The organism is Paenibacillus odorifer, assembly GCF_000758725.1.
GTDB classification, from domain to species: domain Bacteria; phylum Bacillota; class Bacilli; order Paenibacillales; family Paenibacillaceae; genus Paenibacillus_AQ; species Paenibacillus_AQ odorifer.
Window position 1 is genome coordinate 5,880,605 of the sequence record NZ_CP009428.1, and the last position, 13,359, is coordinate 5,893,963.

General features: G+C 43.6%; 14 protein-coding genes. 7 read left to right on the top strand and 7 right to left on the bottom strand.

Annotated elements, in window-relative coordinates; translation table 11 throughout:
* The first annotated feature begins 44 nt into the window (after positions 1–44).
* The 6 genes from PODO_RS25540 (at position 45) to PODO_RS32070 (ending at position 4,226) form a co-directional block, all read left to right on the top strand.
* Complete coding sequence (locus tag PODO_RS25540; RefSeq protein WP_038573266.1) at positions 45–842, top strand: sulfite exporter TauE/SafE family protein; 798 nt, start codon at positions 45–47, stop codon at positions 840–842.
* A 196-nt stretch (positions 843–1,038) separates the two neighbouring features.
* Positions 1,039–1,536, top strand: a complete 498-nt coding sequence (locus PODO_RS25545) for a DedA family protein (RefSeq protein WP_038573269.1) — start codon at positions 1,039–1,041, stop codon at positions 1,534–1,536.
* 30 nt (positions 1,537–1,566) lie between these two features.
* Positions 1,567–2,130, top strand: a complete 564-nt coding sequence (locus tag PODO_RS25550; RefSeq protein ID WP_038573272.1) for a class I SAM-dependent methyltransferase — start codon at positions 1,567–1,569, stop codon at positions 2,128–2,130.
* Positions 2,131–2,161: 31 nt separating this feature from the next.
* Positions 2,162–2,842 carry a response regulator transcription factor gene (locus PODO_RS25555; protein ID WP_038573275.1) on the top strand — a complete coding sequence of 227 codons (681 nt, stop codon included), beginning with the start codon at positions 2,162–2,164 and terminating at the stop codon, positions 2,840–2,842.
* 55 nt (positions 2,843–2,897) lie between these two features.
* The gene (locus tag PODO_RS25560; RefSeq protein WP_080742733.1) at positions 2,898–3,932 is read left to right on the top strand and encodes a sensor histidine kinase; all 1,035 of its coding nucleotides are present in this window, start codon (positions 2,898–2,900) and stop codon (positions 3,930–3,932) included.
* Positions 3,933–4,226 carry a hypothetical protein gene (locus tag PODO_RS32070; RefSeq protein ID WP_342342225.1) on the top strand — a complete coding sequence of 98 codons (294 nt, stop codon included), beginning with the start codon at positions 3,933–3,935 and terminating at the stop codon, positions 4,224–4,226.
* Positions 4,227–4,674: 448 nt separating this feature from the next.
* On the opposite strand, the gene PODO_RS25570 is transcribed toward PODO_RS32070, so the two are convergent.
* Together PODO_RS25570 and PODO_RS25575 are read right to left on the bottom strand one after the other, a co-directional pair.
* Positions 4,675–5,460, bottom strand: coding sequence for a TrmH family RNA methyltransferase (locus PODO_RS25570; protein ID WP_038573277.1), 786 nt, complete (start codon positions 5,458–5,460; stop codon positions 4,675–4,677).
* A 41-nt stretch (positions 5,461–5,501) separates the two neighbouring features.
* The gene (locus PODO_RS25575; protein ID WP_036685517.1) at positions 5,502–6,161 is read right to left on the bottom strand and encodes a potassium channel family protein; all 660 of its coding nucleotides are present in this window, start codon (positions 6,159–6,161) and stop codon (positions 5,502–5,504) included.
* 235 nt (positions 6,162–6,396) lie between these two features.
* Between PODO_RS25575 and PODO_RS25580 the strand changes: the two genes are divergently transcribed.
* Positions 6,397–6,633, top strand: coding sequence for a small acid-soluble spore protein SspI (locus PODO_RS25580; protein WP_036685520.1), 237 nt, complete (start codon positions 6,397–6,399; stop codon positions 6,631–6,633).
* Between the two features lie 100 nt (positions 6,634–6,733).
* Here PODO_RS25580 and PODO_RS25585 read toward each other — a convergent pair whose 3' ends face one another.
* From PODO_RS25585 to PODO_RS25605, 5 genes are all read right to left on the bottom strand, one after another.
* Positions 6,734–8,332, bottom strand: coding sequence for a peptide chain release factor 3 (locus PODO_RS25585; RefSeq protein WP_036685523.1), 1,599 nt, complete (start codon positions 8,330–8,332; stop codon positions 6,734–6,736).
* A 556-nt stretch (positions 8,333–8,888) separates the two neighbouring features.
* A complete protein-coding gene (gene zwf / locus PODO_RS25590) occupies positions 8,889–10,439 on the bottom strand; it encodes a glucose-6-phosphate dehydrogenase (protein ID WP_036685526.1) in 1,551 nt (516 codons plus the stop codon).
* A gap of 205 nt (positions 10,440–10,644) precedes the next feature.
* Positions 10,645–11,460, bottom strand: coding sequence for a YwmB family TATA-box binding protein (locus PODO_RS25595; RefSeq protein WP_038573280.1), 816 nt, complete (start codon positions 11,458–11,460; stop codon positions 10,645–10,647).
* 192 nt (positions 11,461–11,652) lie between these two features.
* Positions 11,653–12,306 carry a response regulator gene (locus PODO_RS25600; RefSeq protein WP_036685532.1) on the bottom strand — a complete coding sequence of 218 codons (654 nt, stop codon included), beginning with the start codon at positions 12,304–12,306 and terminating at the stop codon, positions 11,653–11,655.
* An 18-nt stretch (positions 12,307–12,324) separates the two neighbouring features.
* On the bottom strand, positions 12,325–13,359 hold the full coding sequence (locus PODO_RS25605) for a sensor histidine kinase (RefSeq protein ID WP_038573283.1): 1,035 nt from the start codon (positions 13,357–13,359) through the stop codon (positions 12,325–12,327).

Here is a 13,359-nt window from a genome sequence, read left to right on the forward strand (position 1 = left end):
GATAAATGATTGTAGAATTCACGTAGAGGAAGGAACATGCTGTTGTGCTAACTTACTTACTGCTCTTAGTCATCGGGCTAGCAGCTGGCATTTCCGGTTCATTGGTCGGACTTGGCGGCGGGTTCATCGTTGTGCCTGCGTTGGCTTTCCTTTTTCCTGATATGGAGCCTTCACATCTGGCTGGCACATCAATGGCGATGCTGCTTTTCAACTCCATCTCAAGCACTTATGTGTACGCAAAGCAGAAGAGAATCGATTATCAAGCAGCGCTCACCTTTGCCGCCGTCTCGATTCCGGGTTCAGTAATAGGTGCACTCTTTACCAAGCAAATGGGCGGGAGAATGTTTTTCGTAAGCTTCGGGATTTTCTTAATCCTTGTCGCTTTATTGCTCTTGTTCAAGCCGAACAAACCCATCCATTGGCCTTTCAAACCAACCGTGAAGCGAAGCTTTTCCGATAATAGCGGTGCTCATTTCGAATATGCTTATCATATGCCTACCGGCATAATCATCAGTTTTCTTGTTGGCTTTGTAGCAAGCCTATTTGGGATTGGCGGCGGGAGTCTTATGGTTCCGACAATGACCTTACTTCTCGGCTTTGCGCCACATATCGCTGTTGCAACTTCGATGCTTCAAATTTTCCTGTCAGCTATCGTAAGCACCACAACACATGCCTTTTTATTGAATGTTGAGTGGTTTATGGTGTTAGCCCTAGCACCTGGCGCAATTATCGGCGGTCAAATTGGCGCACGCCTGGCAAAACGCCTTCCTGCCCAGCTGCTTCTAAAGCTATTAGCCGTTTTTCTCATCATCGTTTCGCTTCGTTTGATGATGAAAGGGTAGGTCATTATGTAAAAAGTCCTGATGGATCAAGAGTTTCTTGATCCTCAGGACTTTTTTATTGTGACTGTGGGACTGATACTTGGCTAATTCTATCGAATTTTAAGTCTCTTCAGGATTTCTTTAGAATTCCCCCACCTAATTCCTCAGTTTTTTTAGTTAAGATTTCTGTATTGAAGTAAGCGAAGGAGGTGTCATATTGGCCAGTAATACCATTTTAGAGCTAATCAATCAGTATGGTTATCTGATTTTTTATCTTGCTTTCACGCTAGGCCCTTTTGGAATTCCAATTCCTAATGAAATTACGATCCTCACCGGAGCTACCCTAAGCCACATGGGGATTATCAATTTCTGGATGACTTATTTCTGCATTTTGTCAGGGTTATTAACGGCCTTTACGGTTGCCTACTTTGCAGGTAAATTCTTTGGGCAAAAGCTGAAGTGCAAATTTGAAGCTAATAGACATTTTAAAAAAGCAGAGCAGATTCTAAAAAAACGAGGGCGTACAGCTATGTACATCGGCATGTTTATTCCAGTTGTACGTTACATCATTCCCATGTTGATCGGGCTCAGCGGTACAAGCTATAAACGATTCGCCCTTATTTCATATCCCAGTGCTTTAAGTTGGACCTTACTCTTCTTCTTTGTAGGAACGTACTTTGGAGATCACATCCTATCAAAAATAATAAACATCTAAATAAACTCTGAAATTATGGAGGAATTCCAAATGAGCTTCAATGAAAAACTCTTATTTTTAAGAAGTTTTATTCATGATCCAAAACAGGTAGGCAGCGTTACCCCGAGTTCCCGGTTTCTGGCACACAGCATGGTTAACCAAGCCCCTTGGCATGAAGTTAAAGCAGTCGCTGAACTTGGATCAGGTACAGGTGCAATCACCCGTGTAATCAATACTAAGGTAACTAGTACAACGAAAGTGTTACTATTTGAGATGGATAAAACCATGAGGCATAACCTGAAGACAAACTATCCGGATTTCTCCTGTTATCATAATGCTGCTAGTTTAGTAGAAACAATTAAAAGTTCACATATTCATCAGTTAGATTGTATTTTTAGTGGGCTGCCCTTTTTCAATTTTGAGCCCGAATTAAGAAATACATTAGTTGAACAGATCTACCAATCCCTTAAACCTGAGGGATTATTTATTGCCTTTCAGTATTCACTTCAAATGAAGAAGCAACTCTCCGAATATTTTAATATTGATACAATAAAATATGTGCCATTTAATTTCCCTCCCGCTTTCGTCTACGTCTGTCGTAAAAGGGAAACATAATAAAATAAATACAGAAGAGGGGCAGCGTCCATTGAATACAATTCTTGTTGCAGATGATGATTCTGAAATTCGAGATGTGATTCATGTTTACTTAAGGAATGAAGGTTACCAAGTGCTTGAAGCTGCAGATGGTCAAGAGGCGTTGAATACAATACAAACAACATCCATTCAATTAGTTATCCTTGATGTGATGATGCCTCAAATGGACGGTATCACAGCCTGTCTCAAAATTAGGGAAATATCAAATATCCCAATTATTATGCTCTCAGCCAAGCAAGAGGACATTGATAAAATCACAGGTCTAACTACCGGGGCAGATGATTACATGATCAAACCGTTTAATCCACTGGAACTACTGGCCCGTGTAAAAGCTCAGTTACGGCGTCAGTCCTTAATTGGAAAGGAAGAATTCAACTCTCTGCTTATAATTAAAAACCTGATCATAGATAAAAATAAACATTCCGTAAAGTTAAACGGAATTGAAGTTTCATTAACTCCACTAGAGTTTGCGATTTTAACCCTGCTTGCAAGCCGGCCTGGGCAAGTTTATAGTTCGGAGCAAATTTACGAGAGTGTATGGAAAGAGCCTTACGGATATTCTGACAATACCGTAATGGTTCATATTCGTAACTTAAGAGAAAAATTAGAGGAAAACCCAAGAGAACCTCTGTATATTAAGACAGTCTGGGGAGTTGGTTACAAAGTTGATTAGAATCATACGAAATCTACAAATAAATAAACGCATTCAGTCCAATATTTTAATCAGGATGGTGTTGAGTTTCATAATTACCATTGCGATAAATACCTCACTTAGCATCTTGTTCTTTCATTTTGGAAATGCAACAAAATTGGATTGGGTGTTCAATTTTCTTGCCTACCTTCTTACTCCGATGTTTTTCATTATTTTCGTTATAACATTTTTTACATTGACCCGGCGAATCGTCAAAGATTTAATTGCGCTGGAACAAGGACTTCAGATTATATCCGAAGGTAATTTGAGTTATCGGGTAAATGTTGTTCGCCAAGATGAACTAGGACTGGTGGCTTTGAACATCAACCGGATGGCAGAGCGCTTAGAGCAACAGATCATCAAGGAACGCGAAATAGAAAAATCCAAGATGGAGATGATCACGGGGATCTCACACGACTTACGCACCCCTCTTACAAGTATTATCGGGTATATTGAGCTTTTACGTACAGAATCGTACCAAGATAAAAAAGAATATACACGTTTTATTCAAAACACCTATAACAAGGCGCTTCATTTGAAGAAACTCCTCGATGATTTGTTTGAATATACCCGACTTAATTCGGTGGACTCCCGTTTAAATCTGGAGAGAATCGATTTGTCGCAGCTTTTGAATCAATTGTTATTCGAATTCGAACCGATCGCTCAAGAAAACAATGTCCACCTTATAAAAGATATAGATAAGAGTCCTATTATCACCTTAATCGACAGTGAGAAAATAGCCAGAGCCATAGATAATCTACTTATGAACGCCTTAAAATATTCCATCAGCCCGGGAAGCATTAGCATACGAATTACAACCGATTCTGAACACTGTACCATTGAGATTGAAAATAAAGGAACTCCCCTCTCACAGGATCAAGAAAACCGTCTATTTGAACGATTTTATAAGGTTGACCACTCAAGAAAAAGTCAGGGAATTCAAACCGGGGCAGGACTTGGTCTTTCGATAGCTAGGAATATTGCTGAGTTGCATAAGGGTACTTTAACGCTTAAACACACTCATGGCGTCTTCACATTCCAACTGAGATTGCCTTTCGGAGAGGATTGCTAATTGATTATGTCTGAATACTTACTTTTCTTACAAGGCTTCCTCAAAGATCCAAAGCGGGTAGGAAATATTCTACCCAGTTCGCAATTATTAGCCAATAAAATAATCCAGTCTGTACAATGGCATAATGTAAATGCCGTTGCAGAGCTTGGAGCTGGTACAGGTGCTATTACACGTCTCATGACATCACAATTAACGAATTCTACAAAAGTGCTTTTGTTTGAGCGGAATAAAAAAATGAGAGAACACTTAAAAGCAATTTATCCGGAATACATTTTCCATTCCAACGCCAGCTAATTACTTAAGAAATTGAATCAGGAAAGCATCCGTGAGTTAGATTGCATAATTTGCGGATTACCATTTTTTAATTTTTCAATTGAAACGCGTGACAAAATCCTACATCAGATTGTTAAGTCACTTAAACCAGGCGGAATTTTAGTTGCATATCAACACTCGCTGCACATGAAAAAAAGATGGGCTAAACAACTGCTTATTGAGAAAATTGAATTTGTGCCTTACACTTTCCCTCCAACATTCGTATATATTTGTCGTAAAAAAGAATGACACATGAATACTCGGAAAATAGTAATTTCTAAAGAATTTATAAGTATTGAGAATGGAAATGACCAGGCCAATATGCAGCCAATACTGTTGCAAGATTATTAAAAAAGTCCTGATGATCAAGATTATCTTGATTATCAGGACTGGATTTACTGTGAAAAACTACGTTACAAACGGTGATAATTTATCCCCGCTGTCTCATTCCCTCAAACAGCAATATCGTCGCCGCCATTGCGGCGTTCAGCGATTCCGCGCGGCCCGCCATCGGGATGATGATACTCTTGTCCACGAGACGCGCCGTTTCCGGTGAGATGCCTTTACCCTCGCTGCCAATCAGCAGCCACTGGGTGCCGTGGAAATCGTGCTCATAGCACGATTCTTCGCCCTGCAGCGAAGTGCTCACCAGCAGCGCCCCATTTTCCCGGGCCTGTGGCAAAATCTCACTTAACTCCCCCTCCACCACCGGAAGATGGAACATCGAGCCCATCGTGGACCGGATGGTCTTTGGATTATAGAGGTCGGCACAGCCTTGTCCGAGGATCACGCCGTCTGCTCCCGCTGCATCCGCGCTGCGGATAATGGTGCCGACATTGCCGGGATCCTGCACGCCGTCCAGCACAACCACAAGGCTATCCTTCTTCGCTAGGATAGCTTCTACAGCCTGCTGTTCCTTCCGCACGATGGCAAATACAGGCTGCGGCGTATTGGTGCTGCTGCATTTTGAGATGATCGCCGCCGAGACACCAATCACTTCCATTCCCTGAACGGCCTGAAGCAGCCCCTTAAGTTCAGCTGGCATTCCCTTGTCGAGGTCATAAGCAAGGCATTCCACATCTGCTTCAGCCAGCAGTGCTTCCTGAACCAGATGAACGCCCTCTACGATATATTTACGAGCCTTGTCACGGTGCTTTTTCTCCTGTAACCCGGCCCACTCTTTAACCCGCGTATTTTGCGGAGACATGATTTCCATAAAGTCTTCCTTTCTTCTGCCTTGCCATTTATTCTTTGTTCCTACTGATACGCCATCTCCAGCTTCGTCAAATTATCCTTATGCCCAACAATAACAAGGATATCGCCATCGATCAGGCGATCCTCTGCACGGGGAGAGATGTTCATTTCTTCACCTTGGCGGATGGCCATTACGTTGCAGCCAAATCTTGCGCGGATGTCGAGCTCCTGTAGATTTTTTCCGAGCATCGGTCCGGATACCTTCATATCCAGAATACTGTAGTCCGGCGACAGCTCAATATAATCCAATATATTAGGCGAAGCAAGATGATGCGCAACCCGCATTCCCATATCCCGTTCAGGATAAATCACCTTGTCCGCACCAATTTTGCTTAATACTTTGCCGTGCAGTTCACCTTTGGCTTTTGCCAGAATTGCAGGCACACCCAGGTCTTTTAGAATAAGTGTTGTCAGGATGCTAGCTTGAATGTCCTCGCCAATGGCTACAACCACCACATCAAAATTGCGAATACCAAGGGCACGCAGCGCCTCCTCATCCGTGGAATCTGCAGATACGGCATGAGTTACAATACTTGAAATCTCCTGTGTTCGCTGCTCGTCAGCATCAATCGCAAGTACATCAAACCCCATGCCGCTGAGCGCCTTAGCAACACTAGATCCGAAACGCCCCATACCGATGACGGCATATTGTTTTTTGGCCATGTCTATGTACCTCCCGTAGCATTCTATATCTCAAACAGTATAGCATAAGCCAAGAAGAAACGTCATTGCCGTCCTTTATGGATGACAACCGTTTCTCGTAGAAATATAAGGATGATATATATGTGTCAAACTTATACTATCTTATATTTGGACAAAAACTTGAATTTCCAGCTCCTTTGCAGGGCACATTATAACGAGGTCAATATCACTATATTTTCAAAAAAGGAGGTACATTATGCCCGTTACCATTGACTTGCGCCAGGCGATTCTTCATAAAGTGCACGGTCAATCTGAAGAGGATTTACGTCACATGATTGAAGGCTCTGTGGACGGTCCGGAGGCAGCACTCCCGGGACTTGGCGCCGTGTTCGAAATGATCTGGAAGGATTTAGACCCCGCTAAGCAAGATAGGTTGGTTACCATGCTGCATGATCACCTAGAGACCATTACCCCTGGGAATATCACATCGTAAACTGACCGCAACTAGTCAAAAACCTCCGCTCACCATGGTGTAACTTCACCTATGGAGGCGGAGGTTTTATTTTAACATTCAGAAAGTTATAGCGTCCTAATTATAGTAATGCTTTTGGAGCCATTTCCAGGAATTTAGCTGTCGGGTTCTTATCCATCGCTGTCCGCATAGCATATTCGTTCTCGAACAACACGACAAAATTGCCCTTCTTATCCGTCACCAACGTTGAGTTGATTCTGAATTTGCTCGCATCCGGCTTAGTATCATCTACGATCCAACGTGCAAACTGGTATGGCATTCTCTGCAACTGAACATCCACACCATATTCACCCTTCATGCGATACTCAAACACTTCAAACTGCAGTTGTCCAACTACACCAAGCAAAATATCGTCAAAGTTGACCGTGCGGAACACCTGGATCATGCCCTCTTCAGTCAGCTGATCGACACCCTTCTGGAACTGCTTCGATTTCAACGCATTTTTAATACTCACTTTAGCAAAAATCTCTGGTGAGAACGTTGGCAGCTCATCGAATTCCATATCTCCTGCTTGGCTCAATGTATCACCAATTCTAAAAATACCTGGATCAAACAGACCGATGATATCTCCCGGATAAGCTTCCTCTACGATATCGCGGTCTTGCGCCAAAAATTGCTGCGGTTGCGCCAGCTTGATATCTTTACCGGCACGTACATGCTTCACGCTCATACCCCGTTCGAATTTCCCGGACACAATACGCAGAAAAGCAATCCGGTCACGGTGAGCCGGGTTCATATTCGCTTGAATTTTGAACACATAACCAGTGAATTTCTCATTCGTTGGTTCTACTACCCCTGTAGTACTGCGGCGTGGTTCAGGCTTCGGTGCCAGATCCAAGAAATTATCGAGGAAAGTCTGTACGCCAAAATTGTTGATCGCACTGCCAAAGAACACAGGTGTGAGTTCACCACTTAATACTTTTTCATAGTCAAAAGCATCGCCTGCTACATCCAGCAGCTCCAGATCCTGACACAGTTGATCATGCAGATACTCTCCAGCCATTTCACGAATGATTGGATCACGGTATCCGTCAACCTTTTGAACCTTGATTATGGAGTGATCGTCACCTTGGAACAGCTCTACCTGATTTTTCATCCGGTCATATACGCCGCATAGCTCACGTCCACTACCGATCGGCCAGTTCATTGGCACAGAACGAATACCAAGAACCTGCTCCAGCTCTTCCATCAGATCAAACGGGCTACGTCCTTCACGGTCCAGCTTGTTAATAAAGGTGAAAATCGGAATGCCCCGTTTAGCACATACCTGAAACAGTTTGGTAGTTTGGGCTTCCACACCTTTTGCCACGTCAATAAGCATGACCGCACTATCCGCTGCAGTTAGGGTACGATAGGTGTCCTCACTGAAGTCTTGGTGACCCGGTGTATCCAAAATGTTCACGCGATGATTCAAATAATCAAACTGCATTACGGAAGACGTTACAGAAATCCCCCGCTGCTTCTCAATTTCCATCCAGTCACTCGTCGCATGTTTATTCGCTTTACGGGCCTTAACCGTTCCCGCCAGACGGATCGCGCCACCGAATAACAGCAGTTTCTCCGTTAAAGTTGTTTTACCCGCATCCGGGTGGGAAATGATCGCAAAGGTTCTGCGTCTATCCACTTCCTTTTGCAGCTTCTGATCTATTGCTTTGTTCATTACACATATCCCTTCATATATAAAATTCCTGCTTCTGCTTCAATTACACTGGGGTTCATCAAATCGGTGCTCTGCTCATTGTTCATACCCCTTCATTTCTGAATGAATAGCTCTTAGGTCTAGCTCCAGTCCGCTTCAAGTGAAAGCATCCTCTAAAGTATATCAAAATCCGGCAGACATTATCTACTAAAAAGCGCGTGCCGCAAAATATCTCCCGAATGGTCTGGATTATGATCCCCACATATCATTGCTCAAAAAAATAGATGTATTTCCTACACTTACTTGAAGTATTAGCATTTTCATTAGCCTTTAGTTGCATTTGATGCAATTAAAATTAAGTTGTGCACGCTTTTCCGCCTTATCCGGTGATTATAGTTGCAGAAAATACATCTAAAAGACTAATCACAACGAGATAAGCGATTTTAATTGTATAAAGTGCAGTTATTAGAAAAGTGCCCAGATCCCCCAAACACCGTCTGAAGTCCAATCTTTTAGATCTTAGCATTACAAAAAATCTCCCTGCATCCTCTGCAGGGAGATAGCATTAACTCAAGGTTTAGTTATTCTTCAGCCAAACCACATTATCTTCATCTTGGCCGTTTACAGGCCACCAATGGAAACCTTCTTTAGCAAGCAGTTCATCTGCTTCCACTGGACCCCAAGAGCCAGCAGGATAAGAAGATAAGTCACTAGACTCTTCGCTCCATGCTTTCGCAATACGATCCACGAACGACCATGCCGAGGATACCTCATCCCAACGAGTGAAATAAGTTGAATCTCCGCGTGCCGCATCATGTAGCAAGCGCTCATACGCTTCCGGAGAATTGATTCCAACCAGGCAGCTCTGACAGAAGTCCATAGCCAGCGGTTGAATCTCAGACTCGGAACCCGGTTTCTTGGCATTAATCTTTACGTAAATGCCTTCCATTGGGTTCACACGGATTACAAGGAGGTTAGGCTCAAGTTTATGCTTTTGTCCCAAATAAACGTTGGTTGGCATACCTTTGAACTCAACTACCACTTCCGTCGTCTTCACCGGGAGACGTTTACCTGTACGGATGTAGAAAGGAACTCCAGCCCAGCGGAAGTTATCTACAAATACACGGGCAGCAAAATACGTCTCTGTATTCGACTCAGGATCAACCTTATCTTCCTGACGGTAAGCAGGAAGGGTTTTGCCTTGGTGTAGTCCTTGAATATATTGTGCTCTTACGACATTCTCACGAACCTCATCAGATGTCGCATAAGGACGAAGGGAACGAAGTACCTTCACTTTCTCATCACGAATATCTTCTGCGAGCAGACGGCTTGGTGGTTCCATTGCAATCATAGTCAGCAGTTGCAGTATATGATTCTGGCCCATGTCCCGTAAGGCTCCCGCATGGTCATAGTAACCACCGCGTTCTTCTACACCTACGGTTTCGCCAAGTGTAATTTGAATATTGGCAATATGTTTATTATTCCAGAGCGGTTCGAAAAAAGCATTAGCAAAACGAATCACTTCGATATTCTGTACCATTTCTTTACCAAGATAGTGGTCAATCCGGTAAATTTCCTCTTCTTTGAAGACCTGACGAATCTGTTCGTTCAGCTGTTCAGCCGACTCCAGATTATAGCCAAAAGGCTTCTCAATTACGAGGCGATTCCAACCCGTACTATCCAGCATCCCACCAGCTTTAAGGTTGAAGGAGACACTGCCGAATAATTCAGGCGCCAGCGCAAGATAGAACATCCGATTGCCCGGAATACTGAATTTCTCTTCAAGAACTTCAGTTTGTGCTCTTAGCTCGCGGAAACCATCAATATTGTTTATGTCCAGAGATTTGTATTCGAAATGCTGTACAAATTCATTCCATTCGCTCTCTTCTCCCGCTTTGTAACGGCAGAATTCAAGGATGGATTCCTTCACATCACTTCTAAATTCTTCCTGAGTACGCGGGCGCCGCGCCACGCCAATTACCGCAAAATCTTGTGCCAGCTTACCTTCACGGTACAAGCTGTAAATCGCCGGGAAAAGCTTACGCCGGGCTAAGTCTCCGGTTGCCCCAAAGATAAAAAAGACAGCACCGGGTGTGTGCAGTGCATCAAGGGTTTGATTTTCAGCCATGGCTCCTCATCTTTCTGTATGTAATATAGTTTATTGACATGCTCAGCGTCGATACTAACATAAGGTGAATAACGACGTTATGTCATTTTAGCATATTCCTAAAAAGGATGCTATCACATTCCTGACAAATACTCTCGGGATTTCGCAAATTTCAATTAATATTTCTTATTATTAACTATATCTGCGCTTATATAAGAGAAAAATGTCAATATTCGATGGTTATTAAAGGAAAGCCTATAGTTACGCGGTTTGTCCCCTTCTGATCTTCATGATGCACTGCGATTTGGGCAGAAACTGACTGATTTCCACTCATCACAGAGCGATTCAAATTAGGAATCGAGTACGTACGGCTAACCGTTGAGATATCCTTGTAGCTTTCTCCTCCGGTCACAGCTTCAAACCGGTCATGCATCAATGACTCCGTCTGTGCTAGAACTATTTCAGGTGCTCCCTGTTCTTGCGCGCTTCCTTGAAGGGATACATTCCATTCGGCCTTAATTTTATTCTGTTCAAGAATCATACTTACTTCACGAGCAGCCGCTTGAAAGCCAGCTTCATTTTGCAGATCAGCCGTATCTAACGTTACAATCACATAACTGTTTCCTGCACTAAGCTCACTCCAAAATAAGGAGAGCCGCGATTCATATGGTTTTGCAGCTTCTGTACGATAAGTCATATGTCCATCTTCCTCAGTACCTGACGGTACATTCAATCCGAGACTTGTGCTTAGCTTAGTAACTTCGGCAGACAGGTCTGCGTAATTGCTGCTTTCTCCCTGCCACTTTAACACTAAACGCAGCGGTGAACCAGAAACGGTTGTTTCTTTTCCGAGATCTATTAAACTCACAAGAGCATGATTCAGTTCGGCTCCTGTTGAAGCTTGATTAACGCCCTCATCAAGAACGGTTGAATTCGCTTTAACACTTTGCAGATTAACTAGCAGAGCCGCAGCACAGCACACGATTATCATTATAAAAAAAGTCCCTTTTTTTGTTCCGTTGTTCAGCTTCATCTTCCGCATATGTCATTCTCCCTTCGAACCTCTCTAGCAATCTACTAGACAGTATGTTCGAATTAGGAGATTCTATACCTGAAATATTCCCACAAAGAGAGGGATTTGCTTCAATGCGTACTCAGATACTTTGCGGAGGCCCCAAAACTACTTTCTTATATTATAAAAAAAGACTGAAGCAGAGGCTTCAGTCCTTTGTTGTTATTCAGCTAGTCCATTTTTATATGCATAAATTGCTGCTTGGGTCCGGTCTTCCACGCCCAGCTTCGCGAGAATATTCGTCACATGAAATTTCACAGTTTTGATTCCAATAATTAGTTGATCGGCAATATCCTGATTGGATTTACCTTGCGCCAACAGACGTAATACTTCCATCTCGCGCTCCGTAAGCTCTTTATAAGCAGGTGATTCTCCTTTTGCATTGTTTCGAAAACGGTTCATCATTTTAGAGGCCACCTGTGACTCAAGCACGGACTGTCCTCTTGCCGCAGCGCGGATCGCATCCGCCACTTCACTAGCCCGCGAAGTCTTCAGCAGATAACTAAAGGCGCCCGCTTCAATAACAGGATACATCTTTTCATCGTCCAAATAGCTTGTAAGAACAATAACTTTGATTTCTGGGTACTGCTTCATCAGCTGTTTAGTCGTTTCTATGCCATCCATCCCATCCATTACGAGATCCATTAAGACCACATCGGGATTGTACTCTTGAGCCAGCCGAATGCCTTCTTCTCCACTTCCAGCTTCACCTACGACCTCAATTCCATCCTCGGTACCTAAAACTGCTGCTAGCCCGATCCGTACCATTTCATGATCATCTACGAGTAGTACTTTAATTGCTTCCTCCATCTCCATGGTTACTCTTTCCTCCTATTATTCATTGACTAACGGAACGGTAATTTCAATACGCATCCCTTTACCCGGAGCGGTAATGAACTGAATGGAGCCTCCGATTTCATTAATCCGCTCCTGCATGTTCGACAAACCATAGGAAGCTTGTTTGGTGTCGTCCATCTCAAAGCCGATCCCATCATCACGCAACGTCAAGCGAACTGTATCTCCCCGTCTATGCAGCCGAATTTCCATTTTTTCTGCTTTCGCATGGCGAAGTGTATTAGAAATCGCCTCTTGGACGATACGGAACAAGTGATTCTCTACCCCTTTTAACAGCTGCACATCAGGGTCCATCTCAAATACAATTTCGATCGGTACCTTGACCTTAAGCTCCTTGATCAATTCCTGCAGACCTTGTTCGAGGCCCTTTCCTTCCAAATAAACAGGTCTCAAATGCAGCAGCAATGCCCTCATCTCCGATTGGGCTACGGCAGACATTTCTTCTATAAGCGCAATTTGCCGCTGGGCTTTATCGAAATCCTTCTCCAACGTCCGGCCTACCGCCGTGGCAGTCATGGAGATTGCAAATAGCTGCTGGGAAACAGCGTCGTGTAGTTCACGCGCAAGCCGCTGCCGTTCCTCCATAATAGCAGATACCCGCGCCTGCTCCGCAAGCTTCGCGTTATTCGTGGACAACCGCTGCAGCGTCGTCACTTGATTCTCCCATTTGCCGCTAATCCGGCCAAGCTGTTCTCCGAGCCTTCCCAGCTCATCATCACCTAGATCCGGCATGGACAGCGTCAAATTTCCCTTTTCCCATAATACGAGGGTCTGCCTAAGACGTTCCAACTGCCGCTTCACACGAAAGCTCTGATAAAAGCCATAACCAATCCCAAAGCCCATAGGCAGAAGAATTAGGGTAACGGCTGTCCGCACGCCAAATTTCCAGCTTTCAAAAGGCTTCAAATAGCCATATGTATACATGACATACATTATCACAAGCAGCATGACAAAAGAGAACAGAGCCCCCTCACCCATGCTGCGTGATATCATGTTTTTGTTCTTTTTTTCCAT

Bases quoted from the DNA above. Each gene is read 5' to 3' on its own strand.
- PODO_RS25550 (WP_038573272.1), top strand. From the start codon at position 1,567: ATGAGCTTCAATGAAAAACTCTTATTTTTAAGAAGTTTTATTCATGAT.
- PODO_RS25560 (WP_080742733.1), top strand. From the start codon at position 2,898: ATGGTGTTGAGTTTCATAATTACCATTGCGATAAATACCTCACTTAGC.
- PODO_RS25570 (WP_038573277.1), bottom strand. From the start codon at position 5,460: ATGGAAATCATGTCTCCGCAAAATACGCGGGTTAAAGAGTGGGCCGGG.
- PODO_RS25575 (WP_036685517.1), bottom strand. From the start codon at position 6,161: ATGGCCAAAAAACAATATGCCGTCATCGGTATGGGGCGTTTCGGATCT.
- PODO_RS25580 (WP_036685520.1), top strand. From the start codon at position 6,397: ATGCCCGTTACCATTGACTTGCGCCAGGCGATTCTTCATAAAGTGCAC.
- PODO_RS25585 (WP_036685523.1), bottom strand. From the start codon at position 8,332: ATGAACAAAGCAATAGATCAGAAGCTGCAAAAGGAAGTGGATAGACGC.
- zwf (WP_036685526.1), bottom strand. From the start codon at position 10,439: ATGGCTGAAAATCAAACCCTTGATGCACTGCACACACCCGGTGCTGTC.
- PODO_RS25595 (WP_038573280.1), bottom strand. From the start codon at position 11,460: ATGCGGAAGATGAAGCTGAACAACGGAACAAAAAAAGGGACTTTTTTT.
- PODO_RS25600 (WP_036685532.1), bottom strand. From the start codon at position 12,306: ATGGAGATGGAGGAAGCAATTAAAGTACTACTCGTAGATGATCATGAA.
- PODO_RS25605 (WP_038573283.1), bottom strand. From the start codon at position 13,359: ATGGAAAAAAAGAACAAAAACATGATATCACGCAGCATGGGTGAGGGG.